This is a genomic window from Paenibacillus radicis (ex Gao et al. 2016) (assembly GCF_014641555.1).
In the GTDB taxonomy this organism is placed as follows: domain Bacteria; phylum Bacillota; class Bacilli; order Paenibacillales; family Paenibacillaceae; genus Pristimantibacillus; species Pristimantibacillus radicis.
In genome coordinates, this window is sequence record NZ_BMHY01000002.1 from 232736 (window position 1) to 259735 (window position 27000).

General features: G+C 51.9%; 23 protein-coding genes. 22 read left to right on the forward strand and 1 reads right to left on the reverse strand.

Annotated elements, in window-relative coordinates; all coding sequences use genetic code 11:
* The first annotated feature begins 19 nt into the window (after positions 1-19).
* The 18 genes from IEX98_RS06650 (at position 20) to IEX98_RS06735 (ending at position 21601) form a co-directional block, all read left to right on the forward strand.
* The gene (locus IEX98_RS06650) at positions 20-5731 is read left to right on the forward strand and encodes an S-layer homology domain-containing protein (protein WP_188888161.1); all 5712 of its coding nucleotides are present in this window, start codon (positions 20-22) and stop codon (positions 5729-5731) included.
* A gap of 22 nt (positions 5732-5753) precedes the next feature.
* Positions 5754-7607 (forward strand): cache domain-containing sensor histidine kinase, encoded by a 1854-nt coding sequence (locus IEX98_RS06655; RefSeq protein ID WP_188888162.1) that lies wholly within the window; start codon positions 5754-5756, stop codon positions 7605-7607.
* A 4-nt stretch (positions 7608-7611) separates the two neighbouring features.
* Positions 7612-8418, forward strand: a complete 807-nt coding sequence (locus IEX98_RS06660) for a response regulator transcription factor (protein WP_188888163.1) — start codon at positions 7612-7614, stop codon at positions 8416-8418.
* Between the two features lie 22 nt (positions 8419-8440).
* Positions 8441-9523 carry a glycoside hydrolase family 88/105 protein gene (locus IEX98_RS06665; RefSeq protein WP_229692014.1) on the forward strand — a complete coding sequence of 361 codons (1083 nt, stop codon included), beginning with the start codon at positions 8441-8443 and terminating at the stop codon, positions 9521-9523.
* Between the two features lie 119 nt (positions 9524-9642).
* Positions 9643-10494, forward strand: coding sequence for a class I fructose-bisphosphate aldolase (locus IEX98_RS06670; protein ID WP_188888164.1), 852 nt, complete (start codon positions 9643-9645; stop codon positions 10492-10494).
* A complete protein-coding gene (locus IEX98_RS06675; RefSeq protein ID WP_188888165.1) occupies positions 10487-11647 on the forward strand; it encodes a Gfo/Idh/MocA family protein in 1161 nt (386 codons plus the stop codon). The genes IEX98_RS06670 and IEX98_RS06675 overlap by 8 nt, the downstream gene beginning before the upstream one ends.
* Before the next feature lies 1 nt (position 11648).
* The gene (locus IEX98_RS06680) at positions 11649-12857 is read left to right on the forward strand and encodes a carbohydrate kinase family protein (RefSeq protein ID WP_229692015.1); all 1209 of its coding nucleotides are present in this window, start codon (positions 11649-11651) and stop codon (positions 12855-12857) included.
* Positions 12858-12875: 18 nt separating this feature from the next.
* On the forward strand, positions 12876-13424 hold the full coding sequence (locus IEX98_RS06685; protein ID WP_188888166.1) for a D-lyxose/D-mannose family sugar isomerase: 549 nt from the start codon (positions 12876-12878) through the stop codon (positions 13422-13424).
* Between the two features lie 5 nt (positions 13425-13429).
* Complete coding sequence (locus IEX98_RS29090) at positions 13430-14674, forward strand: aldose 1-epimerase family protein (protein ID WP_229692016.1); 1245 nt, start codon at positions 13430-13432, stop codon at positions 14672-14674.
* Positions 14675-14729: 55 nt separating this feature from the next.
* Positions 14730-15488: a DeoR/GlpR family DNA-binding transcription regulator gene (locus tag IEX98_RS06695; RefSeq protein ID WP_188888167.1), complete on the forward strand. Its 759-nt coding sequence runs from the start codon at positions 14730-14732 to the stop codon at positions 15486-15488.
* Positions 15489-15509: 21 nt separating this feature from the next.
* A complete protein-coding gene (locus IEX98_RS06700) occupies positions 15510-15983 on the forward strand; it encodes a GyrI-like domain-containing protein (RefSeq protein WP_188888168.1) in 474 nt (157 codons plus the stop codon).
* Positions 15984-16617: 634 nt separating this feature from the next.
* A complete protein-coding gene (locus IEX98_RS06705) occupies positions 16618-17097 on the forward strand; it encodes a GNAT family N-acetyltransferase (RefSeq protein WP_188888169.1) in 480 nt (159 codons plus the stop codon).
* 62 nt (positions 17098-17159) lie between these two features.
* Positions 17160-17540, forward strand: coding sequence for a glyoxalase superfamily protein (locus tag IEX98_RS06710; RefSeq protein ID WP_188888170.1), 381 nt, complete (start codon positions 17160-17162; stop codon positions 17538-17540).
* A 31-nt stretch (positions 17541-17571) separates the two neighbouring features.
* Complete coding sequence (locus tag IEX98_RS06715; RefSeq protein ID WP_188888171.1) at positions 17572-18450, forward strand: phosphotransferase; 879 nt, start codon at positions 17572-17574, stop codon at positions 18448-18450.
* 28 nt (positions 18451-18478) lie between these two features.
* Positions 18479-18985: a hypothetical protein gene (locus tag IEX98_RS06720; RefSeq protein WP_188888172.1), complete on the forward strand. Its 507-nt coding sequence runs from the start codon at positions 18479-18481 to the stop codon at positions 18983-18985.
* A gap of 41 nt (positions 18986-19026) precedes the next feature.
* Entirely contained in the window at positions 19027-19443 is a 417-nt protein-coding gene (locus IEX98_RS06725; RefSeq protein ID WP_188888173.1) for an HD domain-containing protein, read from the forward strand.
* Between the two features lie 791 nt (positions 19444-20234).
* Positions 20235-20870, forward strand: coding sequence for a TetR/AcrR family transcriptional regulator (locus IEX98_RS06730; protein ID WP_229692017.1), 636 nt, complete (start codon positions 20235-20237; stop codon positions 20868-20870).
* Between the two features lie 74 nt (positions 20871-20944).
* Entirely contained in the window at positions 20945-21601 is a 657-nt protein-coding gene (locus tag IEX98_RS06735) for an NAD-dependent epimerase/dehydratase family protein (protein WP_229692018.1), read from the forward strand.
* An 83-nt stretch (positions 21602-21684) separates the two neighbouring features.
* Here IEX98_RS06735 and IEX98_RS06740 read toward each other — a convergent pair whose 3' ends face one another.
* Positions 21685-22713 (reverse strand): NADH:flavin oxidoreductase/NADH oxidase, encoded by a 1029-nt coding sequence (locus IEX98_RS06740; RefSeq protein WP_188888174.1) that lies wholly within the window; start codon positions 22711-22713, stop codon positions 21685-21687.
* A 227-nt stretch (positions 22714-22940) separates the two neighbouring features.
* On the opposite strand from IEX98_RS06740, the gene IEX98_RS06745 reads away from it, so the two are divergent.
* The 4 genes from IEX98_RS06745 (at position 22941) to IEX98_RS06760 (ending at position 26947) form a co-directional block, all read left to right on the forward strand.
* On the forward strand, positions 22941-23774 hold the full coding sequence (locus tag IEX98_RS06745; RefSeq protein ID WP_188888175.1) for an AraC family transcriptional regulator: 834 nt from the start codon (positions 22941-22943) through the stop codon (positions 23772-23774).
* A gap of 259 nt (positions 23775-24033) precedes the next feature.
* Positions 24034-24378 carry a metal-sensitive transcriptional regulator gene (locus IEX98_RS06750; RefSeq protein WP_188888176.1) on the forward strand — a complete coding sequence of 115 codons (345 nt, stop codon included), beginning with the start codon at positions 24034-24036 and terminating at the stop codon, positions 24376-24378.
* A 16-nt stretch (positions 24379-24394) separates the two neighbouring features.
* Positions 24395-24598 (forward strand): copper chaperone CopZ, encoded by a 204-nt coding sequence (gene copZ / locus IEX98_RS06755; protein WP_188888177.1) that lies wholly within the window; start codon positions 24395-24397, stop codon positions 24596-24598.
* Positions 24599-24691: 93 nt separating this feature from the next.
* Entirely contained in the window at positions 24692-26947 is a 2256-nt protein-coding gene (locus tag IEX98_RS06760) for a heavy metal translocating P-type ATPase (protein ID WP_188888178.1), read from the forward strand.
* Positions 26948-27000 lie beyond the last annotated feature (53 nt).

Sequence of the window (27000 nt, forward strand, 5' to 3'; positions counted from 1 at the left end):
TCTCGGGGGTGAATGATACGTGAGAAGAAGCCAAAAATGGTTAACCATGCTGCTTATTGTTGCGTTAGGCATACAAGGCTGGCCGGGGCCAAGTCCCGCAAGCGCAGCTAGCGAGGCAAGCACGGCAAGTGCGGCTGTGCAAACTCCGCTTGTGGATGAGGGCTTTGGACAGGGTCTGGGCAAATGGGATTTGTTCGGCAGCACCGCTTGGACGACGCAAGGCAGCGGAGAGGCCGCACAATTGGTCGGAACGACAACCTCCACGGCTCCCCAGCGCGCCGTGCTGAAGCCGTCGGTATTCCCTTATACAACTCAGGATTATGTGATCGATTTCTCGGCTAAGGGAGACCGGTTCCGCTCGATGTTCCGCTATTCTTCAGGAACTAGCTATTACTTTCTGGAATTTAAAAACACGAGTTTTGTAGAGCTGTGGAAATACCCGAATTCATCCGCTTCCGTTATCGTAGGCGCACCGGTCAATATCGCGGCCGTCCTGCCTGGCTTCAACTTGACGAGTCAGCATGCCTATAAGCTGGAGGTTGTTGGCGGGGAGTTCAAGCTCTCTATCGACGGCAGCTTGATCACAATCTTCCAGGACCCGGACCTGACAGCAGGGGGAGTTGGTTTTTCGGTCAAAAGCTTAACGGCGGGCAGCGCGGTTTATTTGAACGTTGACCGCTTAACGATAAGTCCGCCGGCCGATGCGCCTGCGGCATTCACGATCGGACATAGTGCGGCTGCTGCCGTTCCTTATTATGCCGATCTGCCTGTATTGTTCACTGCGGAGGAGCGTGATACGACGGTAACGGCTTCCGTCTATTACGCTTACGGAGATGATACGTCGGCTAGTAAGCTAGCGGCAAACCGGATTGGAAGCGGGTCGTACTCGGCAGTCATTCCTGGTACGAATGTGGCGGATCAGATACGCTATCACATTGAGGCTGAAGACGGGAATGGCAACACGGCCCGTTTTCCTGAAACCGGGGAGATCACCGTAGCCGTAAATGCGCTGGAGCCCTATTGGAATGATTTCGAGGATACGCAGGCGAATACAGCTCCTGCAGGCTGGACGATTGGCGGGAATACGAAGGTTATCGCACTTGAGGATGGCAACAAAGTGCTTAACCTTAACGGTTCGGGCAGCGCCAGACTTAATCTTCCGATGTACCAGAACGCAGATAACTTTGTCGTCAAATTCCGGGCGAAGTATGAGCGGACCAGTGATGCCGTACAGAACACATGGCGTTTCCGTTATCGGGCTCTGGATGACATGAACAACAACGCGGTGGAATGGGCGACCCATAATTCGAAATATTTTATTATGCGCAAAACGACGCTAGGCGGCAACTACTATATTGCCAACTATGTGAAGTCCATGCTGGATGAGTGGCATGATTACGAAATTTATGTAAGCGGTATCACGCATAAATTGTTTATCGACGGTCAAGAAGCGGCGGGCGGAGACGACTCCGATTCGCTCGCGCCAATCAAAGGCTACTTCCAATGGAATGTCGTTGGCGGAATCAATCTGATGATCGACCAATTTGCCATCGAGCCGATTTCGGCGCCTTATGTCATCGATCTTCAGCCATCTGGCAGCTACGCAGGTATTTACTCGCTGTCGGAATCGCCGGGGCTGATGCTGGCGCTCGATGCAGGCTCAGGAGCGCATCAATTCCGGATGGATTATACGGTTCGGCGCGCAGACGGCAGCAAGGAGACGGTCGCTTCAGGCACGAAAAGCTATGAATTGAACAGCCATGAGAAGCTTAGCGACACGGTGGATTTTGGCTCAGGGCTGAACGGGATTGGCACCTTCGATGTCACTGCGGAATTTGCAGTGGACGGAAGTTCTGTTCCGGGCAAGACGAAACGGATGCGGATCGTGGTCGTTAATGAAGCGGCTCCCGTTCAGGGGCTTGATCTCGACAATGAAAGCAAGTTTGGCCTCAATACCCATTATTCCTTGAACTGGAAAGACGATATCATCGATGGTGCCCGCAAGCTGGGCGCCCGCCATCATCGATCCGGCATTACATGGGAAGAAGTCGATAAGAACAAGAAAGATGCTTCGGGCAATCCGATCTACGATTACAGCGGCGTGGATGCCAAGCTGAATAAGCTGTTCTCCTATGGCTTTAACCAGATTACGGGACTTGCGATCGACCGCAATCCTTATTATCAGGAGGGAACGGTGAATACGACCTCTGGCTTGAAAGCGATGGGCGACTTCGTCTATCAGACCGTCAACCGGTATAAGGATCAAATCCGGCAATGGGAGATGCCGAACGAGCCTGAGCTGTTCGCGAAGCCGTACATTCCTGCCGAATTCGTACAGTTGCAGAAGATTACTTATTTGAATATGAAAAAAGCCGATCCGAACGCCATGCTGCTCGCAGGCGACCACACCTCCAGCGTACTCAGCGTACTGCCGAAAGAGCTGGAGCTTGGCTCCTTCGACTATGCCGACGCCTATTCTTACCATCCTTACGTGTACAATTCGATGCCGGATGGTAATCTGCAAAACTTAATGAACGGTGTTAAGGATCTGGTTAACGCTTACGGGGGCTGGAAGGATTATTACTTGACAGAGGGCGGATGGCCGACTGCGAATGCAGGCTACCCATCGGTATCCGAGGCGGTACAGCGGGATTATATCGTTCGGGCTTTTCTAAACTATATGATCACCGATCAAGTGAAAGCTTACGAGTACTACAACTACAAAAACGACGGTACGGATGACCGCTACTACGATATTTTCTGGGGGATTACCGACAATGACGGCAGGCCGAAGCTCGCTTATGCCGCAGTCAACCAGCTGATGACGAAGCTGGATAAAGCCCGGTATCTCGGTACATGGGATGCAGGGGATGCGAAGGTTGCCGTGCAGCTGTTTCTGAACGGAGATGAGCCGGTAATTGTCGCTTGGAAAATGGCGGATCACAAGGATAACCCTGCTGTGAATCCTCCTGTTAGTACGGTTGCGCTTCCTTTCGGCGCATCTGGACTGGAGCTGACCGATATTAACGGCGCATCAATCCCGGCCACAGAAGCAGGCGGAAAGCTGCAGCTTACCGTATCTGGTTCGCCGCTTTATATAACGGGTGCCCCAAAATCATTCGTATTGGGCGCGGCCGTCCAACTGTTGAACGGCAAGAAAGCGGAAGTAACCGCTAAGCTGAATAAGCTGCGTACAGAGGACAATGGAGCGGAAATCAATGGCTTTCTGACGGAATTGAACCGGATAGCAGCGCTGCTTGGAACGGCGGCAAGCAACGGTGGTCAAACGGCTTCAATGGAGCAAGGCATAACGGATAGTTACGGATTGATGGCGGATATCGCGGAGGGAGTCAAAGCCGGTTCGCTGGCTTCCGCTCCAGCTTATGTGGCGCTGGAGGCGCTTTACAATATGGCGGAAAGCGCCTCAATTATGCTGAGTTATGCTTTGGAAGGCATTAGCGGCAACTCGCTGGACAACGCGTCTGTGGTGCAGCAAGCCAACAACGCATTCTATTCGAAAAAAGGCGAGTACGGCATCATGCCCGTCTCATCATCGGCTGTGCTCCGCTTGAATCGCTATAGCAGATTGGCGCAAGCCGCCTATGATCGCGGCAGCTTCGCTGAAAGCTATGCGTACAATTTGTTAGCCCGCCAATTCTCGGGAGCTGCTGAGGCGATGATTGAATCAGAGCCGGCCAAGTTTATCGGCGTGATGGCCAACGTCGTGCCGACGCAGGCAAACGGAGAAGCCGGTTATGCCAATACGCTGAATCTTTCGCTCGTCAATGACACGGATGCAGCCCAGGAAGTGACAGTGCGGTTGAAACTGCCGGCAGGCTGGGAGGCGTCTCAAACCGGCATTTTATCCGAGCAGGTCACGATCCCGCAGCGTGGTTCACTCGAACGTGCCTATCCGGTTCAGGTGCCGGAGGACGCTCTGAAGGGACGATATGAGCTGACGGTGGAAATCGAATACAACGGCGTCGTATTCGATTCGAAAAAGGTGCAATTAACGGTCGAGGACGGGCTTGACGTCAAGGTTATTCCGGTGAAGAAACCGGTGGATGAGCTGGAGATGCTGTCCGTCCGGCTGACCGGTACGTCTTCCTTCGAGAAGACGGGCAAGGTGTCTATTATCGGTCCGGATGGCATCGCACTCGAGCCGATCGGAACGGACAGCTTCAGCGGGTTGCGCAAAGGCGATCAGGTTCAGCTCAATTTCCGCTGGACGTACGGTGAGACGCATGCTTTCCATCAGTATACAGTCGATTTGAACGTCGAGGACACGGTCCACAACAAGACGATCTTCCATGATACGGAGCTTCCGGTCGATTTCAATCTCGTTCAGCGCAATAGCGGAATCGTAATCGACGGGGACCTCTCCGATTGGGCCGATGCGTTCCCGATTCATCTGCGCACCAAGGCACAGAACGCGACCGGATTCGCTGACCCGGACAATCTGGAAGCGACGGCCTATGCCAAATGGGATGAACAAGGCCTGTATTTCGCGATTGCCGTAACGGACAACATCCATAAGCAATCGGAAAATGCGGCGAATCTATGGAAGAACGATTCCGTTCAGATTACGCTTGATCCTTTGAATAACCGGGAGTCGCCTTACGGCGCAGATGATGTGGAGTGGGGCTTTGCTCTGGCGGATGACGGCCGGCTCATGCTGAACATATTTAGCTCCACACAGCCTAATCCGAGCGGAGAGATGAACAATATCCCGATAAGCATTATCCGGGATGAAGCCGCGCATAAAACCTATTACGAGCTGCAAATTCCAGCTGCTTATGTCAAGGATCTCGCTCCGGCGCTGGGAGGGAAAATCGGCTTCAACATAGCGGTGAACGATGCGGATTTCCAGAATGGCAGAGACAATTACATTCAGTGGACCAAAGGGACGGCCGATTCGAAAAACACATCGCTGTATGACTCCTTTGATTACGTAAATATTGTGCGAGTGCTTCCGCCTGATCCGGGCACGAACCCCGGCACAGATCCGGGCACTGGCCCAGGTACGGGTCCCGGCACAGATCCGGGCACCGGTCCAGGAACGAATCCCGGCACAGATCCGGGCACCGGTCCAGGAACGAATCCCGGTACTGATCCCGGAACAGGCCCCGGCACGAATCCCGGAACGAGCCAAGGAGCTAATCCCGGTACCAATCCAGGCAATCCCCCAGCCGCCACGCAGCGATTCGCTGATCTGGCAGCGGGACATTGGGCTTTTGAAGCGGTTGAAGCGCTGTTCACCAAACAAATTATTCAAGGAACGGGGCCGAAGACGTTTGAGCCAAACCGTGCGGTTACGCGAGCTGAATTTACGGCGATGCTCGTTCGGGCGCTAGGGCTTACAGAGCGAAGCGACAACCATTTCGCTGACGTTGCGGAAGACAACTGGTACGCGGACTCAGTTGCCGCTGCAAACAAAGCCGGTATCGTCTCAGGCAAAAGCGAAACTGCGTTTGATCCCAGCGGTCCTCTTACGAGGGAGGAGCTCGTTACGATGCTGATGAAGGCTTATCGGCTCCATGCGGGCGAACCGGAGGCAGCTGCTGGAGCGGCTTTCGCAGATGAAGCGAATATTGCGCCATGGGCTTTGCCGTATGTGAAGGAAGCGGCGGCGCTGGGCTGGATTCAAGGCCGTGGAGCGGGATTATTTGTACCTCAGGGCATTACAACGAGAGCCGAGGCTGCCAAAGTCATCTATCAACTTATTAAATAATCGCAGGAAGGGAGAGAAGGAGATGGCTGTGCGCCTGCGCAAAGGGAGATCGGGATTGCTGTCGCGGCTGAATATGCCGATATTTTTGCTGATCGTCGTCATTATCGCTTTTTTTGCAACGGCGTCCAGTTATATTCTCATTCGGGTCCAGAACGGCCATACGCTTCAGCTTGCAGAGCAATCGATGAAGTTCGTCTACCGCAACCTGTGGTATCAATTCGATACGATGAACAACGTCTCGGCGTTTATCGTCAGCAATCAATCGATCGAAAACTTGCTGGAGAGCGCTCATGAGGAGCCGTACGAGGCGGTTGGCGATTATTTCACACTGCAAACCAATCTGCAAAATCTATCGCTGCTATCGCTGCTCAATGACTTTGGCTCGCGGGACGCTGCGCAGCAATCGTATACGGTATCGCTGGCGCTGGAGCCGGAGAGCGGTCTTTACGGATTGGCGACGGAACATTTCGACCCGGTGACGGGCATTTTCAAAGCCGGCGATCTGCATAACCAAAGCTGGTACCGCAGTCTGAGCAGCGGTGAGCAGCAGACCGTCTGGTGGGGGCAAGCGACAAGCAGGCCTAGCGCTTCGATGATTTATTCGGCAAGGAAGAAGGCTAGCATCAAGGACGGCAGAAGCGTCGGCACGGTCATTATCGGCGCTAATGCTGGCAGCATCAGGAGTGTCTTTAACAATGCACCTATTGATAAGGGGTACCATCTGTTGCTCGATGAGCGCAGGCAGGTCATTGCAAGCGAGCGTTATGCCTTTCTAGAGGATGTCAGCGGGCTTCCGTACGTCCAGGCTTCGAGCGCAGCCAAAGGCTCGATCGTCATTCGCATCGATGGAGAGAAGCATCGCGTCATGTTCGATACGCTGGCAAACGGATGGAAGCTGCTTACGGTCGTCCCGGAAAGCCATTTCAGCAAATATACGCTGGCGATATCAGGAATCGGAGCGGCGACAGCCGTCGTCGCTCTGCTGATCGCTGCATTCTGGGTTCGGCGGATCGTCGTGCGGGTGACGGTTCCCATTACAAGGCTGGTTGCAGCGATGCAGCGTCCGGAGGTTGCGGCGTTCAAGGAGCCGCTGCCGCATCCGAATACAGGAATTTATGAGGTTGACGAGCTGAATCAGAAATTTGCATCCATGCTCGTTACGCTTCATGGATTAATCGAGAAATCTTTCGAGGAGGAGATGGAGCGCCGCGCACTCCAACTGGAGCTGCTGCATGCGCAGATCAATCCTCATTTTCTATATAACACGCTGGATCTGATCAATTGCCGCGCCATTATGGCTGGCGATAAGGAAACGAGCCGCATCGTCCGCTCCTTGGCTAACGTTTTCCGATATGGCCTCAACCGGGGTCAGACGTGGATTTTGTTGAAGGAGGAGCTCGCGCAGGTGCAGTCTTATCTTCATATTCAGCAAATGATGAACGAACATCTTGTCGTGGAGCTGCTTGTCCCGGACCGCTTGTTGTCCGCCAGCATGATTCATCTGACGCTGCAGCCGCTCGCGGAAAATGCTATCATCCACGGCTTCGCCCAAGAGGATTCTGAGTGCCGCATCACGATCTCCGCCCGCCAGGACGGGACGAAGCTGATTCTCCAGGTGCAGGACAACGGCATCGGCTGTGATGTGCAGCGAATGAACCAGCTGCTGCAGGAGCAGGCGCCGGGAGGCGAACGGCTGGCCGATGCTGGCTCCAGTTCCGGCTCCGGCTACGGGACGCTGAACGTACACCGCAGAATTCAGCTTCATTGCGGCAAGGCTTTTGGTCTGCGCTACGTGGAATCAGTCAAAGGCACTTGCGTCGAGGTTGTACTGCCATTGTCATCAGAATCGACAGACAGCATAAGAAGAGGAGGCTAGTCCCATGTTAAAGCTGCTTATTGCCGAAGATGTCAAAACCGTCCGGGATACGCTCGTCTGCTCCATACCTTGGCAGCAGCTGGGCATATCGCTGCTTGGCGCTGCGGAGAATGGGGAAGAGGCGCTTGCTTGGCTGGAGAGAGAAGGGGCGGATTTGCTGCTGACCGACATCGGCATGCCGAGAATGAACGGTCTGGAGCTCATCGCCGAAGTGAAGGCGCGGCAGCCGGAAACCCGCTGCATTATTTTATCCGGGCTTAATGAATTCGAGCACGCGCGGCAAGCGGTAAAGCTGCAGGTGCTGGACTATGTGCTGAAGCCGATTGACCCCGATGAGATTGAGAGGGTCGTATCGAATGCCGCCGGCCAGCTGTTGAAAGAACGGGAAGGCAGGCGGGAAGCCGCTTTCGCTTTGCAGTCGGCTAAGGAAAAGCTGCCGAACCTGCTGGATGAGCTGCCGCCGGAGGAGTGGGCGGGAAGCTTAAAGAAGAAGAAGCTTGCCGAGCAGGCGCTTCGGTATATGAAGGATCATTTTACGCAGGGCGATTTATCATTGTCGGATGTAGCTGAAGCGGTGGGTTTAAGTGATAAATATTTGAATTTAATTGTGAAGGAAGTTACCGGGCAGACGATTACGCATTGGATTATTCGTCTTCGTATGGAGGAGGCAGCCCGGCTGCTGGAGGACCCGATGATTAAAATTTACGAAATATGCGAGCGGATCGGCTATGCGGATCAGGATTATTTTCGCGAAAGCTTCAAGAAGCAATACGGCTTAACGCCGACTGAATTCCGCAACCGTTTTTTGTAGCTAAAGAAGGAGAATGTGCAAAATGAACAATAGGAGCAGAACGGATATACAGGAAGCGGCGCGTCGTGTCTATCACTTTATGATGCACAGCAAGCCTGAGGATTGGGGCGGCCATGTCTGGACCGACTGGGCGATGAATATCGATAAGTGGGACTGGAACCCGGGGGTCGGGATTATTGCGGCTGCGGAATATGGCAGAGCGACAGGGGATTCATCCGTTTTGCAGGAGGTGGAGGGCTGGGTACGGCGCAACCGCGGGCAGTCCGAGGAGGTTCGAGTCATCAATTCCATGGCGCCGTATGCCATTTTTCCGCAGCTGTATAAGGCCACTGGAGACGTTTATTATTTGGAAAAGGCTGTGGAAATTGCGGAGTGGATGGTGGAGCAGGCTCCCCGTACAAGTGAAGGGGCGTTTGAGCATACCGTGACGGAGAATGCCCGGTTCAGCGAGCAGATTTGGGCTGATACCGTATTTATGGCGGTCTTGTTTCTAGCGCGTACAGCACGGCTAACAGGTAACCGCAAGCACGCAGAAGAAGCGCTGCTGCAAGCGCTGCTCCATCTTCGCGCCTTGCAGGACGAGGATACGGGGTTGCTCTTCCATGGCTGGGACGGTTCAGCCGGCAATTGGATGTCGGCAGCCAGATGGAACCGGGCGAATGGCTGGAATGCCGCCGGCATTCCGATGATTTTGGAGGAAGCGGAGAAGCTTTGCCGGGATTCGGATTTGCTTCATGAGCTGAAATACCGGTACGGCAGACTCATCGAGGCACTCGCTGCTTGCCAGCTGCCCGGAGGGATGTGGCCAACCGTGCTGGATCGGCCTGGCTTTTATGAAGAAACATCGGGCTCCGCAGCTATTGCTTTGGGGTTGTACAAGGCTGTCCGCATGGAACTGGCCTCTGAACAACTTCTGCCTTACGCCGACCGGGCACTAGCTGCAATTGTGCCGATGGTAGCGGCAACGGGAGCGGTCTCGGGCGTATCCGGCGGCACGCCGGTACTGGAGAGCGAAAGAGCGTACAATGAGGTGCCGCTATTCCCTACACTGTATGGGCAAGGGCTTGTATTGCTGTTGTTGTCAGAAGTAATCGAACAGCGATAGCAGAAAAAAATGTTTGTTTCAAACAAAGTACTAGTAGACAATTTGATCGATTCATCCGTATAATAATGTTATAAACGAACATTATTCTGTTTGTTAATAACACAAAAGGGTGGATACCGATGACAGCAGCTGCACGTATGGCAAGAATGTTCAGTGAAGAAGGCAAGTGCTTTGACGTTGCGATTGACCACGGCTTTTTTAATGAATATGGCTTTCTTTCCTCGATTGAAAATATGAAGCAGGCAGTAGAGACCGTCGTGAAGGCCAATCCGGATTGCATTCAGCTTAGTCTGGGTCAAGCGAAGCATTTGCAGCAAATTCCGGGTAAAAGCAAGCCCGGCCTTGTATTGCGTACCGATGCGGCGAACATCTACGGCTCGGAGCTGCCGCATTTTCTATTTAGCGAAATTATCGATAACGCCGTCGAGCATGCCGTAAGATTGGATGCTGTTGCGGTATGCGTCAACCTGCTGCTGCTGCCGAACCAGCCGGAGCTGCATTATCAATGCGTCAAAAATATCGCCAAGCTGAAAACCGAATGCGAGCGTTATGGCATGGTGCTGATGGTGGAGCCGCTCGTTATGCTTCCGAATGATCAGAAGGGCGGCTATATGGTAGACGGGGATATCCGTAAAATCATGCCGCTCGTCCGTCAAGCTGCAGAGCTTGGCGCTGATGTCATCAAAGCGGATCCTTGCGATAACGTAGAGGAATATCACCGCGTCATTGAGGTCGCATCCGGCGTACCTGTTCTCGTAAGGGGCGGGGGCCGCGCTTCCGATGAAGAGATTGTGGAACGTACGGTGAAGCTAATGGAGCAAGGCGCATCCGGCATCGTATATGGTCGCAACGTTATTCAGCATCCTCAGCCTGCGCGGATGACCGAAGCCTTGATGGGTATTGTTCATAAAGGCCACAGCGCAGCAACGGCATTGGCTGTTCTGAATGGGGGGAGCGTTTCCCATGTCTAAAAAAGAAATTCGCTTCGGTCTGATCGGCTGCGGCTTAATGGGCAAAGAGTTCGCGAGCGCTGCCGCCCGCTGGTGCCATTTGAGCCATGTTGACTTTCAACCGGTCATTACGGCTGTATGCGATGCTAACCCGGAAGCCGCTGCATGGTTCGAGCAGGCCGTTCCGAGCGTAAAACGGACGTACAGCGATTACAAAGAGCTGTTGGCTGACCCGGAGGTGGACGCTGTCTATTGCGCCGTACCGCATAATCTCCATGCCGAAATCTATGCCGATATTATTCGCGCCGGCAAGCATTTGCTGGGTGAAAAGCCGTTTGGCATTGATGAGCAAGCGAATGCCGTAATCCGCAAGGCCATTGCTGAGCACCCCGAAGTTATCGTCCGCTGCTCTTCAGAATTTCCGTTTTTCCCCGGCGCTCTTCAATTGTCCAAATGGGTGCAGGAGGGCCGCTTCGGTAAAATTATCGAGGTGGAAGCGGGCTTCTGGCATTCCAGCGATCTTGATCCGCAAAAACCGATCAACTGGAAGCGGAGAATCGCAACGAATGGCGAATATGGTTGTATGGGCGATTTGGGCATGCATGTGCTGCATCTCCCGATGCGCTTCGGCTGGCATCCGCAAAACGTAAGGGCACTGCTGACGAAAGTCGTAGAGGAGAGACCGGACGGCAAAGGCGGGATGTCGCCATGCGAGACTTGGGACAATGCCATTCTTGCTTGTGAGGTTAAGACGGAGGAACAGCAGTTTCCGATGGTGCTGTCCACCAAGCGGATTGCGCCAGGCCATTCCAACACTTGGTTCATCAAAGTGCAAGGAACACGCTTGTCTGCCGAATTTTCGACCAAAAATCCGAAGCAGCTTTCCTCGCTGCCTTATGAACCGGGCGGAAGCCAGGCCTGGCATGTAACGGATGTTCCTTATCAGTCGGCTTACGGCACGATTACCGGAGGCATCTTCGAGTTCGGATTCTCCGATTCCATTCTGCAGATGTGGGCGGCTTTCTGCGACGAGGTCGCAAACGGCAAGGATGGAATGGCGCAGCCTTTCCGCTGCGCAACGCCGGAGGAAGCGTCCGGCAGCCATCGCGTCTTCACGGCTGCATTAGAATCCAATCGGACAGGAACGACGATACCAATCAACTGGGGGAGCTAACTTGGACAACGGAGCAGCACCTTATCCCATCATCGTAGGCGGGCATATTTGCCTCGATATTATTCCGGCTATTCCCGGCGGTCCGTTTAGTATGGCACCGGGGAAGCTGCTGAACATCGGTCAAGCTTCGCTGTCAACCGGCGGAGCAGTGGCCAATACAGGACTGGCTTTACAGCGGCTTGGCCTGCCGGTGAAGCTGATGGGCAAAGTAGGGGATGATTTTTTCGGGCAAGCGATATTGTCTATCATCGGTGATCGGCAGCAAGAGCTGACTGAGGGGATGATTGTAGCGGCTGGCGAGGCTAGTTCTTATTCGATCGTCATCAATCCTCCTCAGGTCGACCGGATGTTTCTGCATTGTACAGGAGCCAACGATACGTTCAAAGCTGAAGATGTAACGGATGAATCGCTAGAGGAAGCGGGCTTATTCCATTTCGGTTATCCGCCGCTCATGCGCCATATGTATGAGAATGGCGGCGCCGAATTGGCGGAGCTGATGCGCCGGGCGAAGGCAGCCGGAGTGACGACTTCAATGGATATGGCGAAGCCGGATACGGATGCGCCATCAGGACAAGTCGATTGGCGGGAAATTCTTGCCCGCACGCTGCCTGACGTGGATCTGTTTCTGCCAAGCGTTGAGGAAATATTGTTTATGCTTAGAAGAGACGTGTACGATGGAATGATAGCGTCGGTAGGCAGCGATCAATTATTATCGCATATCGATGCCGCAATGTTGGAAGCGCTGTCTTCGGAGCTGTTGGACATGGGGGCGGCAATCGTGGCACTCAAGCTTGGCGAATATGGCTTATATGTCCGGACGACTGCCTCGGAGGAGAGGATGGCGAGATTAGGCCGTTATCAGCCGCGGCAGGTCGCTTGTTGGCTCAACCGGGAGCTGTATGTGCCATGCTTCCGCGTGGAGGTTGCAGGTACGACGGGGGCTGGCGATTGCACGATCGCCGGATTTCTGGCCGGCTTCGTTCAAGGACTGAGCCCGGAGGACACGGTGATTGGGGCGGTGGCGACAGGGGCGTGCAACGTCGAACAGCCCGATGCCACAAGCGGCATACCGGCTTGGCGCGATGTACAGTCGCGTCTGCAAGCGGGATGGGCAGCGTACCCGCCGAGAGCGGATTTTTCACATTTTCATGTCAGTAGTCAAGGGAATGCGGTTATTTATGATGGATCGGCAGTTGCCGATTTCAAATAAGCAAGGGAGGCGGAAAGCATGCTGACTCGCAATCAAGTGAAGGCGGCTCAGGAACGAACGGCAGAGCTGCTGCAAGGCGCCGGGATTATATTGTCTGAAGAAGAACGGGCAAATATCGAGGTTGCAGCCTTCGGTTTGGATGAGCTTGAGATTCAAGGGCTGGAGCTGGTTACCTACGTAAACAATGACCGTTATTGCGCCAAAGAGCTTGCGCTGTTCCCGGGGCAGACTTGTCCCGAGCATCTGCATCCTCCAATTGGTTCTGACCCTGGCAAAATGGAAACGTTCCGCTGCAGAGCGGGCAAAGTGTATTTATATGTGGACGGCGAGCCATCACAGCCAATAGGGGCAACAATTCCGCCGGGCAGTGAGAGCTGCTATACGGTCTTCCATGAAATTGTCCTGCTGCCCGGACAGCAATACACGATTCCGCCCGGAACGCTTCATTGGTTTCAAGCCGGCGATGAGGGCGCGGTCGTCTCGGAGTTCTCCAGTACGAGCCGGGATGAGCATGATTACTTCACCGACCCCCGGATTCAAAGGGTCGCTGTTTTGGCTGAGGAGTAGCAGGCATGAGGTTATACGGCCGGGAGTGGACGCGCAGACAATTGGAGGCGCATGTCGGGCGAGTGGAGCAAATCGGCGGCATCCGCCGGTTTACCGGAGTTGAAGGCCGGGAGCAGGGGCTGGAATTCATAGAGATTCGTACCGGTGCTGGCCTTGCATATACGATAACACCGACTAAAGGGCTTGATTTTTCGCTGGCGGAATTTGGAGGCACGCCGATCAGCTGGCAAGCGGCGGGCGGCGACGTTCATCCCATGTACTACGAGCCGGAGGGAACGGGCTGGCTGCGCTCCGCTTCCGGCGGTCTGATGATGACTTGCGGACTGACACATGTCGGTACACCCTCTGCTTACGAGGGGAAAAGCTATGGCATGCATGGCCGTGCGCATCACCTTCCGGCAAGGCAGGTGGCTGCGGAGGGACGATGGAACGGAGACGAATATGAGATGGTCATCCGCGGCATCGTGGAGGAAACAGCGATGTTCGGGGGCCATCTGCGGCTGCATCGCGAAATTCGCTCCTGGCTGGGCGAGAACCGGATTACGGTAACAGACATCGTCGAAAATGCGGGCTTCGAGCCCTTGCCGCATATGCTGCTCTATCATTTTAACTTTGGCTACCCGCTTATGACGCCCGATACGCGAATGCAATTTCCTCCGGCTGCGATAGTGCCGCGAGATGCGGGGGCTGCGCCTGTGGGGCTGAAAGGTATGGGGCGAGAGGGACAGATTGTGCCGGAACGAGTGGAAGGAATGAAAGGGCTGGGCGGGCCTGAAGGTTTGGAAGGCCCAGACGGGCTAGAAGGGGCGGAATGCCTCAACGAGCTGGAAAGTCTGGCAGGTCTGTATGGTCTGGATGAATCGGGACGAGTGGAAGAACTGAAACGGCAAAAAGCGGTGGATGGTCTGAGTGTGCTGAATCAGTGGCAGCTTCCCGAGCCGGGTTGTGCAGAAGCTGTATATTATCACGAGCTGTTGGACAGGGACACGGCTGAGGTGAAGCTGCACCAGCCTTTTTTTCCGCAAGCTGGGGGCAGGTCAGTTCCTCTTACGGTGTCGCTTCGCTGGTCCTCGCAGACGCTACCTTACTTGGTGCAATGGAAAATGCCCGGAGCGGGTATGCATGTTCTTGGCATAGAACCGGCCAATTGCCGGGTCGAGGGCATTGCGAAGGAGGCCGAAGAGGGCCGGCTGGTTATTTTGCAGCCCGGTCAAACCGTCGATTATAGCTGGGAGTTGAACATTGACTGATCCCTTGCAATAATAGGGTGAGGGATTTGCAATATCGTAATGGGAGTTGCTCGGGATGACCAGCGAATGGAATGATAGACAACGGCAAATTAAAGAACAATTGGATATAGACGGTGAAGTAAGAATCGCTGATCTGAAGGAGCGGTTCCAAGTCACCGAAATGACGCTCCGCAGAGACTTGGAGAAGCTGGAGCAGTCCGGCCTTATCCGCAGAACCTTTGGCGGAGCGATTCTGCTTGGCAAGGATATTGCCTTGAAGGACCGTACGGGCATATTGGCCGAAGAAAAGGCGAGGATCGGCCGGAAGGCTGCGTCCTATATTCAGCCGGGAGAATATATATTTCTGGACGGCGGAACGACGACGATTGAAATTGCCCGTGCATTAAAACCGGGATTGGCGATAACCGTCGTGACGAACGCGCTTAATGTCGCAAGCGAGCTTCAGGAGAAGCAAATACCGACGATTGTATCGGGCGGAATGATTTTGGAGACGACCTCGACGCTGTTTGGGCCCTATGCCGAGAATTTGATCGGCTCCATGGCTTATACGCGGGTGTTTCTGGGTACGACCGGCATTTCGGCGCAGCATGGTTTCAGTAATTCGAATATGTATGAGGCCGAGATCAAGAAGGCGGCGATCCGCCAAGCCACGGAAGTTACGATCGTTGCCGATCACTCCAAATTTGGAGCCAAGGATTTCATTTCATTCGCTCATCTGGGCCAGGCGCATCGCCTGATTACCGACAGGCTGCCGGAAGCTCCTCTGCTCGAAGCTTGCAAGGAAGCAGGCATGGAGACGATAGAAGCTTCCTGACAGATAGGGAGGAATACGCGAATGACTATTGAACTTGTGCAGCAGTTGGAACGCAGCGAAACGAAGCTCGTCGGGTACACTGTTGCGGTGTCTCTAAATCAGGATCTTGCAGAAGGCATTATTATACAATTGCGAGAGCAGTTGAAAGCGCAACGGCATTATATCGGGAAGCAGTGTGACGACGGCGTTTATTTGGTTCAGGTCTATTCGGAGGAGGAATTTACGCCGGATACGCCGTTCGAAAGTATCGTTGCTGTAGCAGTCAGTGAATTTGGTTCTCTTCCTGATGGTATGGTTAGCCATACGCTGCCTGCAGGAGTTTACGCGAAAGTGATACATACTGGGGATGAAATCGACATTGGCGATGCGTATGATTTCATTCGTGATCAGGAAATTGCGAGCTTGCGCCCCTTCGATTTCGAATATTGGGCTGACTTGAACGCGATTGAGCAAGGGGAAGGCGCGATCGAGATTTATTTGCCGCTCGAGGTGTGAAGCGGCCGGAGCGGGCTTTTGCAGATCCTAAGTGAATAGGAATTCTAACCGCAATATCGCGGGTACGGGTACGGGCTGTCGAGACTGATTCGGCAGTCTTTTTTATTTTAATCGGCTGGTTAGATGCTCTGCGGGGATGGAAGGGGTCATTGTCAAAATGCAAAAGTACATTTTGATCAGCCTCAAATGGCTCAAAACAGCGACCAAAATGCAAAAGTGCATTTGAATACCTTTGAAATGGCCCTAAAAAGGCATTATAGGCCAATCAAACTGCATATTTGCATTTTGAGGCCTTAATTCTTCGAAAAAGCGGCTAACAACCTGCAGATTTACATTTTGATCATTGTGGCGGAGGCGCGGTGGCGGTGAGAACGGTGAAGTTTAGACGAAAACTGCCTCAAAAGCCTCAACGTGCAGCCTGAATTACTTAACTTCGTACGAACAACTCGGCCAGAAGCTGAAAGTGCATTGTTTTCCAATTATGGAGGAGATGGTAAGATGATAGAGATGAAGAAAGGAGTGATGCGGTATGACAACAGACAGGATTAAAGGGATGACAGATAGCATGAAGCATGGTGCAGTTGAAATTGGTTTTATTCAAGCTTTTCAAGGTGACATTCAATAGGCGGCAGAAATGACTCGGACGGTCTTTTCTGTCATAGAGGAGGAGTCCGTTATTATTCGTTTAGAACAAATTAATCGCTCCAATTGGGAGCATTGCATCCGGTTGAAGCTCAAGGAAGAGCAGCAAACGTTTATGGCTTCGAACTTATATTCGATTGCCGAGCTGCAATTTCTGCCTGGATTTAAAGCAGCAGCAGTCTACCTGGACGATCGTGTAATCGGTTTTGCCATGTATGGTGTTGACCCGGATGATAGCAACTATTGGATCTACCGGTTTATGATCGATGAGAGTGAGCAGGGGAAGGGCTATGGCACGGAAGCGATGAAGCAATTAGTCGGGATGATCGGGAGCGCTTTTGATCGAACGGACGTCATCATGCTTGGCTACCATCCGGACAACGAAGGCGCCAGAAGGTTGTATAACCGGGCTGGATTTCAAATTGAAGGAATCGCGCCTTGGGGAGAGGAATTGGCGAGTTACCGATTCTGACGGTCACTCCACACGCGTGCTGGGAGCTGTATACGGTGAAATCGATAAGGAGGGTGACAGCTATGTCGCTGGAGCAAATTATTCCGATTTTTCGGATATTTGATCAAGGTAAGGCGAAGGAATTTTATATCGATTATTTAGGTTTTCAAATTGATTGGGAGCATCGGTTCGAGCCCGATTTTCCTTTGTATCTCCAAATTTCAAAAGGTGCAGTTAAGCTGCATCTGAGTGAGCATTACGGCGACTGCACGCCGGGTTCGGCTATACGCATAGCGGTTAATGGCATTAAGCAGCTGCATGAGGAGCTTATTTCGCAGAAACGTTCTTTCTCAAGACCCGGCTTGGAGCCGATGCCATGGGGCGGCGAGGAATGTATCGTTACCGATCCATTCGGCAACCGGATCGCGTTTTATGACACCGGTGATGCAGAGGCTTCAGACTAGCTTCTATGATGCGAAATGAGGGGAATATTTTATGCCACTAATTACTAGCGAAGTTCAAGCCATTATAGATGAATTACGTGATTTGAAAAAGATAGAGGCCATAACGAGTATGCAGCCGTTGAAGGGAACGACCGACGGACTTGTATTTCTATTAGAGGATATCAATCAAGCCCGGTATATTTTGAAGTTTGACGACCCCGAATCTATGGGGCTGGTCAGCAGTTTTTTAACGACGTATGAGGATGCATCGTTATTGCCTCGTCTTCTCTATGCGGACGATGGTAACCACTATATGCTGTACACTTTTCAGGAAGGCACGACCCATGTTAACCGCGGAACGAAAAAGGCTTGGCTGTCGCTGCTCGTTAAGGAGCAGTTGAACAAATACGAGCCTTACACCGGGGATGAGCAATGGGGAAGATTCCAATGGCCTCGCGAATCTTGGCTCGAATTCAATGAAATTAGCTATGAACAGTGCAAAGCCAATATTGCGGACGTTTTGCCCGAAGAGGATCATCGTTTCGTAAAAGAGCTAATTCCAAAACTCTACGGCAACGCTCAGTTGGATGAACGCTACCTGCTGCATGGGGACACTGGCATTCACAACTTTGTATTCCGCGACAATAGGCTGGTAGGCGTTATTGATCCATCGCCGATGGCGGGGCCAATTCTCTATGATTTTTGCTATGCGTTTTGTTCGTCGTCCGATGATATCAATGAGGATACGCTATTTACTGCACACGCTCTGCTGGAGCGGGGCGGAGTGGAGCATGCGCAGTTAGTGGAGGAAGTTGCTTTCCAGCTCTATTGCAGAATCGGGATTTGCCTGCGGCATCATCCGGATGACTTGCCAGGGTATTTAACGGCGTGGAGCGACTGGAAAAAGGTTTTAGCGAAGCAGATCCGTTAGGTTAGTTGCTTTGCAGAGTGGAGAAGAGGTGAGGGCACTGAGGAAAAAGGGCAAGTGGATCGCAATTGCCGGTCTTGCGGTTCTCGTAGTGTTCTTAAGCTTATTTGCAGCTGCTCAAAGGCCGCTTAAGGCAGATGGCATAACCACGATTGCAGAAAGTGAGACGCTTATCATCGGTTTAGTTAATCACGGATTTTGGGATATTAAGCTGACCGATGTGGCTGTAAACGGAAAATGGAGGCCTGCTCAAGAGGTGCAACTGATAGTTAGCTATACGCTGCATTTGGTCGCAGGCAGCGGACTTGAGGAGGACCCGAATATCAAGTTCGTCGCGATGGATGCGATGAAAATCCACCCGAAGCTGAGCACGGAAGAGGTTCAGAAATATAAGGGAAGTACCGATACCCCAATAGGCTATGGAATTCGGATCAGCTCGGAGGACAAGATTGAACAAATAACGATCAGGTACAACTATATGGGCCTTCCTTTTACCAAAACGATGACTGTGGACCAATGGCCTGCATCTAACTTTTAGCTTACACTGGATTGTAATTAGGGCAGGAGTTGATCGTTAAGATGAATATCGAAACAGCAATTTCCATTGCGTTGCAAGCACATAAAGGGCAAACGGACAAAGGTGGCATGCCATATATTTTGCATCCGCTGGCGGTCATGAACCGAGTGAGTGCGATGGAGGAGAAAATAGCAGCTGTTCTTCACGACGTCGTTGAAGACAGCGATGTGACGCTCGAGCAGTTGCGCCAGCTGGGTTTTTCCGCAGAAATTGTGGAGGCAGTGCAGGGACTTACCAAACAGGAGGGTGAGAGCTATGATGCCTTTGTTGCTCGCGCCGCTGCCAATCCTATTTCCAAAAGGGTGAAGATTGCCGATATCCAAGAAAATATGGATTTGTCCAGAATTAAGGAGCCGTCTGCGGAAGACCTCCAACGTCTGGAAAAGTATCGGGCGGCACTCGCGCAGCTGCAAGGATAGGCGAAGTGGCGGGGCTAAGTGAAGCTGGCTTCACTTGGCTATGCGCAGGAGCGTATAGCGAAGGTAGGTTCGTAATATAGCGAAGCAGGTTCGCTCGGCACCGGTCTGGGCAGAATAGCGAAGCTACTTCGCAAAATAGCGTAAATAAGCTCGTTGCGGGGCGACTATGGCCAGTGGAGCGAAGCAGGTTCGCAAAATAGCGAAGTCAAATTCGCTCGGCGGCGTCCAGTTGTGGAATTGAGAGCTACAGCGAACTGATTTTCGCAAATGGAGAACCTAGGTTCACGAAGAGCGAAAATGGGTTCGCTACAGGCCATCAGCCTACCCAAATAGGTGCGCATAGCGAAGGTAGGTTCGTAAAATAGCGAAGCAGGTTCGCACGGTACCGGTCTGGGCAGAATAGCGAAGCTACTTCGCAAAATAGCGTAAGTAAGCTCGTTGCGGGGCGACTACGGCCAGTGGAGCGAAGCAGGTTCGCAAAATAGCGAAGCCAAATTCGCTCGGCGGCGTTCAGTTGTGGAGTTGTGAGCTACAGCGAACTGATTTTCGCAAATGGAGAACCTAGGTTCACGAAGAGCGAAAATGGGTTCGCTCCAGGCCGAAGGCCTGCCGAAATAGATGCGTATAGCGAAGGTAGGTTCGTAATATAGCGAAGCAGGTTCGCACGGTACCGGTCTGGGCAGAATAGCGAAGCTACTTCGCAAAATAGCGTAAGTAAGTTCGTTGCGGGGCGACTATGGCCAGTGCAGCGAAGCAGGTTCGCTCCGCATCGATCTGCGGAAGGGGATGGGATGCGACAGCAACCAACCATCCTCCTCATTGACTTTAACCGAACGATTGTTTATTATAGGCGCATGAGACATAAAGACGAGAATAAAAGCGAAGCCATATTCCATGCAACGATACAATTGCTTAATGAGATTGGGTTTTCGGACATTTCGATGTCCAAAATCGCCAAGCGGGCGAGCGTTTCCGCAGCGACGATCTACGTTTATTTTGAGAATAAGGAGGATATGCTGGTCAAGCTTTACCTGAGGGTAAAGGAAGCGATGAGCAGAAGATTCATGCAAGGCATTCATGACGGACTGAGCGTAAAAGCTGCTTGCGAGCTGTTCATGCGCAATTCTATGGGCTTCATAATGGAGAACAAGGATTATTTCATGTTCCTTGAACAGTTTTCGACTTCGCCTCTGATGCAAAAACTATGCGTAGAGGATACGACGCCGATGTTTGCACCGTTGTTCGACTTTGTAGAAAAAGGGAAGCGCAACGGCGAGCTGAAGCCCGTAGAGACTACTTTCTTGCTTACTTATTGTTATTTTCCGATCACGCAGTTGGCTCATGCGCAATTTAAAGATCAACTGGAAGTGACAGAGGAAAGCCTGCAGCAAGTTATTGGAATGAGCTGGGATGCGATTAAAGCCTAATGAGTGGCTTTATCCTTCTTTTTATAAATGATTATTCGATTATTAATTAGCTGAAAAAGGGGAGATCAATAAAAATGAAAGTAATCCTCACAGGAGCAACAGGTATGATTGGGGAAGGCGTTTTACATGAATGCCTTCGCTCTTCCGAAGTGCGGGAGGTGCTGGTTATCGGCCGCAAACCCAGCGGGTTGAGCCATCCCAAGCTAAAAGAAATCATCCATTCCGATTTCCTGGATTTGTCCTCCATTGCTGAACAGCTTGCCCCCTATGACGCTTGCTTCTTTTGCCTAGGCGTTTCGTCAATCGGCATGAACGAGCAGACATACAGCAAAGTCACTTACGATCTGACACTCCATATGGCGGAGACACTTATTGCACGCAATCCGGGTATGGTGTTCAGCTATGTGTCCGCAAGCGGAGCAGATTCCTCTGAGCAGGGCAAGAGCATGTGGGCAAGGGTCAAAGGAAGAACCGAAAACGCCCTGATCCGTCTGCCTTTCAAGGGAGCCTATATGTTCCGTCCAGCCTATATCCATCCGACGAAGGGGTTGCATAACGCCCACCGCTTCTATGCTGCGATTACTTGGCTTTATCCTGTAGTTAGGCGGCTTATGCCTAGCTATGCAATTTCGCTAGAAGAGCTGGGTCTCGCGATGATTCATACCGTAACGAAAGGCTATCCATCGGCTATTGTAGAGAGCAAGGATATGGCCAAGCTGGCGAAAATATAACCAATGAAGCATCAGAGCTCCAAAAAAAGAGGGTGTCCTCAGCAGATCATTCTGCCGAAGGACACCCTCTTTGTACATTTATATTATCGCTTGAAGGCTCGCTCGTATTGAACGGGAGGTTCGCCAGCCCCGGCGATTTGCTGAATCGCATGAAGCGCCCAGTAAGGGTCGCGCAGCATGCCGCGCCCTACCGCAACGAGATCGGCATCCTCATTAGCCAAAGTGGCCTCGGCCAGTGATGCATCATCCAGGTTGCCTACGGCAATGACCGGAACGCCAAGCGCTTTCCGATACGCGCGAGCATAAGGAACTTGGTACCCAGGGTGGAATCCAGGTTTTTTGGCTCCGGGAGGCGCCTCGCCGCCGGTCGATACATGGAATAAATCAACGCCCGCGTCCCGATATTGTTTGGCGACCTCAATGGAATGCTCCAAATCATAGCCGCCGTCCATATATTCAATAGCCGATATACGCAGGAAAAGCGGCATTTCCGCAGGCATAACGCTGCGTACGGCTTGAATCACCTCTACGCCGAAACGGGCATAGTTTTGGCCATATTCATCGGTACGGTTATTAATGCCAGGGGATTGGAATTGATGGATCAGGTAGCCGTGTGCACCGTGAAGCTCAATCGTATCGAAGCCGGCTTCGACTGCGCGTCTTGCTGCCTCTTTATATTTAACCACAATCGCTTTTACTTCATCCGTGCTCAGCGCTCGAGGCGCTTTACGGTTTTCTCCTTGAATCGGAACGTCAGAAGCGCCGACAGGTTGTGCCGCGTCCTCAGCTTTACGTCCTGCATGGGCAATTTGAACACCGATTTTGGCTCCATATTTATGAACCTCATCCACGATTCGTTTAAAGGCTGGAATATGTTCATCGGACCACAACCCGAGGTCCTTGTCGGTAATTCGGCCGTCTGGCTCGACGTCGGTCATTTCCACGATAATGAGACCGGCACCGCCCACTGCTCTGGATACATAATGAACGAAATGCCAATCCGTTGGAATACCGTCTTTGGCAGTCACCGAATATTGGCACATTGGAGGCATGACAATCCGGTTTTTGAGCGTCAGCCCCTTCAAAGTAAAGGGCGAATTTATTGTTGCCATCGTTGAAAACTCTCCTTTTATGTGACGAATTTACAGCCTGGTGCATAGCTGCATTCTGAATGGTCGTTTTGAAAAAACGTAAGCTAATCATAAAAGCATTGACCTTGCAAAACAATAAAATATCTTGGCTTCATTTAAAGAAAATATTATAGATATTGCTTTTTGATGTCCGGTGCGATTTAATGGAGCAGTAACGAACGCGGTACATAAAAGGAGCACCGGCGAAAATGGCAGCAGTGTCCCCAACGTTAGTCTACATTGGTAAAATAAGCGGAAATCCGAAGTGGAGCTTTCCGAGCCATCAGCATAAGGATCTCAGCGAAATGGTGTTTATAGCTGAAGGCGAAGGTGTCATCAAAATCGACGGACAGCCGTATGCTGTCCAGCAGGGCGATCTGCTTATTTATAATCAGGGGGTCCTTCATGAGGAATGCTCCTCGCCGATTTGCCCGCTCACCCTTTATTATTGCGGTGTAGCCAATCCCAATATCGAAGGTATTTGCGAGCATGATCTCATCCCGCGCAATGCCTCGCCGCATATTAAGACGAGGGAGTATGCGGGGAAAATCAGCATGATATTCGCATCGATACATGAAGAGTCCTCGCTGCAGGAACGCGGTCACAGCATTGTTTTGCAAAGCTTGCTGGTTACGCTTATTACCTGGATTCAGCGGCTGGTTCAGATCGATCAGACTGCCGTCAAAGACCGTGACCCCGATTCTCTGGCGGTCCAGATTAAGGAATACCTTGACTTGAATTACTTAAGACATGTGCAATTGAAAGATATTGCGGAGCATTTTCACATGAACGCTTATTATCTTTCGCATGTGTTCAAACATAAATACAATGATTCGCCCATCAACTATATGTTGTATCGGCGCATGGGTGAGGCGAAGCGGCTGCTCGTCAACACCGAGATGAAGGTAGCGGAGATTGCCGGTTTTTTAGGCTATGAGAATGCGAATTACTTTACTATTCTGTTCACCCGTACGATGGGGGAATCTCCGACGCAATATAAGAAGAACGAGAGCAGGGAGCGGGTTAATCTGCTGGAATCCTAAGCAGCAATGCCTGATAAAGCGTTTGCCCCAATTGTAGTGCGAATCGCGGAACATCTAATTTAATGCCTTATAGAAGTACAGACGGCCGGCAATGATACGAATAAGCGGATTAAGAAATTAATCGAGCCGCTAATAAAAAGCAGATGAACAGCTTATAAACAAACCTGTAAATAAATAAGCTTATAAAAAAGAAATAAAACACCCCTTGAAATACCCCAGGGGGGTATGGTATATTTATTTTCGAAAGGAGGTTATGCAGATGGCGCATCAAGAGCTTGATGAACAGGTTGAAACGTTGGAACAAGCAAGCTGCCATACAGGCTCTGAGCGAAAGAGCCACCATTCGGACAAAACGAAGAGCAATATGGTTTCCAGGCTGAACCGGATTGAGGGGCAAATTCGCGGTGTTAAGGGAATGATCGAGAAGGACACCTATTGTGACGACGTCCTTAATCAGATCGCAGCGATACAGTCAGCACTTAACAGCGTAGGAAAGCTTCTTCTGGAGAACCATTTGAATAGCTGTGTAATCGAACGGATACAAGAAGGCGACAATGACGTGATTAGAGAGCTTATGGTCACGATGAATAAACTAATTAAATAATGGGAGGCTATTAAAAATGACGACAGCAAATTTGAAAGTACAGGGCATGTCCTGCAATCATTGCGTAAATTCGGTGGAGGGTGCCGTTCAAAAGCTTGGCGCGACCGGCAAAGTCAATCTGTCGGCAGGCTCTGTTGCAGTCGAATACGACGAGTCTAAAGTTACGCTGGATAACATTAAAGCGGCTATCGAGGATCAAGGCTACGACGTAGTCGGTTAACACCGAGCCGCGCAAGCGGCTCTTTTTTAAACCAATAGTGATGAAATTAATATGCAGCATATTTTTTTTGAATCAAATATACCCCCTTAGGGTATGTGGAGAGAGGTGATTGCTTTGGAACAATCCACTAGACAGGAACAGACTACGCTAGATATTGGCGGGATGACTTGCGCAGCCTGTGCTAACCGTATAGAGAAGGGCTTGAATAAGCTGCCTGGCGTAACGAAAGCTACCGTCAATTTCGCCATGGAGACGGCACATGTGGAGTACAATGCAGCGGAAGTAAGCAAGCAAGCGATGACCGATAAAGTTGTGCAGCTCGGCTATCAAGCGGTCGTGAAGGAAGAGGGCAAATCGGGCGAGGAGAAGAAGCAAAAGGAGCTGCGTGACAAAAAGCTGCAGCTGCTCGTATCGGCCGTCCTATCTTTGCCGCTGCTATGGGCAATGGTGAGCCATTTCTCATTCACATCATGGATTTACTTGCCTGATTTTCTGATGAATCCGTGGGTGCAGCTGGCGCTGGCAACGCCTGTGCAATTCGTCATCGGCGGACATTTTTACACCGGGGCTTATAAAGCGCTGCGTAATAAGAGCGCGAATATGGACGTATTGGTTGCGCTGGGAACGTCGGCGGCTTATTTTTACAGCCTGTATCTGACGTTTCAATGGAGCGCAGCGGCAACGACGCACGGGCATGGCGGCGGTGCTCCCAGTCTCTATTTCGAAACCAGTGCAGTTCTAATTACTTTAATTATATTAGGCAAGCTGTTCGAAGTATTGGCGAAAGGCCGGACGTCGGAAGCCATTAAGAAGCTGATGGGGCTTCAGGCGAAAACAGCTGTCGTCATTCGTGACGGGCAAGAGCTGGCTATACCAGTCGAGAACGTACTGGTCGGTGATATGGTACTAGTGAAGCCGGGCGAGAAAATTCCGGTTGACGGTGAGGTTGTTCAGGGGGCTTCGGCTGTGGATGAGTCGATGCTTACGGGTGAAAGCCTGCCGGTTGAGAAACAAGCCGGAGATACCGTAATTGGGGCAACGGTTAACAAAAACGGCCGGCTTACGATAAGAGCAACACGGATCGGAAAAGAAACAGCATTGGCGCAAATTATTAAAGTCGTTGAGGAAGCGCAGGGCTCTAAGGCGGAAATTCAGCGTGTTGCGGATAAAATATCAGGCATTTTCGTTCCGATTGTGGTAGGTATCGCCCTTCTGACTTTCCTGATCTGGTTCCTGCTTGTTGAACCAGGAGAATTTGCAGGTGCGCTTGAGAAAGCTATAGCCGTACTCGTAATTGCTTGTCCATGTGCGTTAGGGCTGGCAACACCAACGTCGATCATGGCCGGTTCAGGCCGTGCCGCGGAGTTTGGCATTTTGTTCAAAGGCGGAGAGCATCTCGAGGCGATGGAGAAAGTGCAGACGGTTATCGTCGATAAAACCGGCACCGTTACGAAGGGTAAACCAGAGCTGACGGATGTATTCATTGAAGGGATGGATGAAGCTGAGGCGCTTGGCTTAATCGGGGCAGCGGAGAAGCAATCGGAGCATCCGCTGGCGGAAGCGATCGTTGCAGGCATAGCGGCAAAAGGTATCGTGCTGCCGTCTATCGAACAATTTGGAGCGATTCCGGGCTACGGCATTCAAGCTGTTGCGGCTGGAGGAGCGAAAGTGCTCGTGGGGACGCGCAGATTGATGCAACGGGAACAGATCGACTTCGGAAACGCTGGCGAACGCATGGAACGATTGGAATCCGAGGGGAAGACCGCGATGCTTGCGGCTATTAACGGCCGGTATGCCGGGATCGTTGCTGTCGCGGATACGGTAAAGGAATCGTCCAAGGAAGCCATTGCGAAGCTGAAGCAGATGGGCATTGAAGTCATTATGATTACGGGCGACAACAAACGGACGGCAGAAGCGATTGCGCGTCAGGTAGGTATTGAGCGTACGTTGGCCGAAGTGCTGCCGGAGGGTAAAGCCGAGGAAGTGAAGCGGCTGCAGGCACAGGGCAAGAAAGTGGCCATGGTCGGCGACGGCATTAACGATGCCCCAGCGCTGGCAACGGCGGATGTCGGTATTGCCATCGGAACCGGTACGGACATTGCGATGGAAGCAGCAGACGTTACGTTGATGCGAGGCGAGCTTACAGGTATTGCTGATGCAATCTATATGAGCCGGAAAACGATGGCCAACATCAAACAGAACTTGTTCTGGGCGCTTGGCTATAACACGCTGGGCATTCCGATTGCGGCGATTGGTTTGCTGGCGCCTTGGGTGGCGGGAGCTGCAATGGCACTAAGCTCCGTTTCTGTTGTGTTGAACGCGCTGCGGCTGCAGCGGTTAAAACGGTAACGAATAGATACGAGCAGGAAAGGCGAAGCTGATGCAGAGAAATGACGAGGAGG

Excerpts from the sequence above, each read along its gene's own strand:
- IEX98_RS06760 (WP_188888178.1), top strand. The coding sequence starts at position 24,692 with ATGTGGAGAGAGGTGATTGCTTTGGAACAATCCACTAGACAGGAACAG.
- IEX98_RS06665 (WP_229692014.1), top strand. The coding sequence starts at position 8,441 with ATGAACAATAGGAGCAGAACGGATATACAGGAAGCGGCGCGTCGTGTC.
- IEX98_RS06695 (WP_188888167.1), top strand. The coding sequence starts at position 14,730 with ATGACCAGCGAATGGAATGATAGACAACGGCAAATTAAAGAACAATTG.
- IEX98_RS06685 (WP_188888166.1), top strand. The coding sequence starts at position 12,876 with ATGCTGACTCGCAATCAAGTGAAGGCGGCTCAGGAACGAACGGCAGAG.
- IEX98_RS06705 (WP_188888169.1), top strand. The coding sequence starts at position 16,618 with ATGACTCGGACGGTCTTTTCTGTCATAGAGGAGGAGTCCGTTATTATT.
- IEX98_RS06700 (WP_188888168.1), top strand. The coding sequence starts at position 15,510 with ATGACTATTGAACTTGTGCAGCAGTTGGAACGCAGCGAAACGAAGCTC.
- IEX98_RS06745 (WP_188888175.1), top strand. The coding sequence starts at position 22,941 with ATGGCAGCAGTGTCCCCAACGTTAGTCTACATTGGTAAAATAAGCGGA.
- IEX98_RS06730 (WP_229692017.1), top strand. The coding sequence starts at position 20,235 with ATGCGACAGCAACCAACCATCCTCCTCATTGACTTTAACCGAACGATT.
- copZ (WP_188888177.1), top strand. The coding sequence starts at position 24,395 with ATGACGACAGCAAATTTGAAAGTACAGGGCATGTCCTGCAATCATTGC.
- IEX98_RS06710 (WP_188888170.1), top strand. The coding sequence starts at position 17,160 with ATGTCGCTGGAGCAAATTATTCCGATTTTTCGGATATTTGATCAAGGT.
- IEX98_RS06740 (WP_188888174.1), bottom strand. The coding sequence starts at position 22,713 with ATGGCAACAATAAATTCGCCCTTTACTTTGAAGGGGCTGACGCTCAAA.
- IEX98_RS06655 (WP_188888162.1), top strand. The coding sequence starts at position 5,754 with ATGGCTGTGCGCCTGCGCAAAGGGAGATCGGGATTGCTGTCGCGGCTG.
- IEX98_RS06675 (WP_188888165.1), top strand. The coding sequence starts at position 10,487 with ATGTCTAAAAAAGAAATTCGCTTCGGTCTGATCGGCTGCGGCTTAATG.
- IEX98_RS06735 (WP_229692018.1), top strand. The coding sequence starts at position 20,945 with ATGAAAGTAATCCTCACAGGAGCAACAGGTATGATTGGGGAAGGCGTT.
- IEX98_RS06670 (WP_188888164.1), top strand. The coding sequence starts at position 9,643 with ATGACAGCAGCTGCACGTATGGCAAGAATGTTCAGTGAAGAAGGCAAG.
- IEX98_RS06715 (WP_188888171.1), top strand. The coding sequence starts at position 17,572 with ATGCCACTAATTACTAGCGAAGTTCAAGCCATTATAGATGAATTACGT.
- IEX98_RS06725 (WP_188888173.1), top strand. The coding sequence starts at position 19,027 with ATGAATATCGAAACAGCAATTTCCATTGCGTTGCAAGCACATAAAGGG.
- IEX98_RS06660 (WP_188888163.1), top strand. The coding sequence starts at position 7,612 with ATGTTAAAGCTGCTTATTGCCGAAGATGTCAAAACCGTCCGGGATACG.
- IEX98_RS06750 (WP_188888176.1), top strand. The coding sequence starts at position 24,034 with ATGGCGCATCAAGAGCTTGATGAACAGGTTGAAACGTTGGAACAAGCA.
- IEX98_RS29090 (WP_229692016.1), top strand. The coding sequence starts at position 13,430 with ATGAGGTTATACGGCCGGGAGTGGACGCGCAGACAATTGGAGGCGCAT.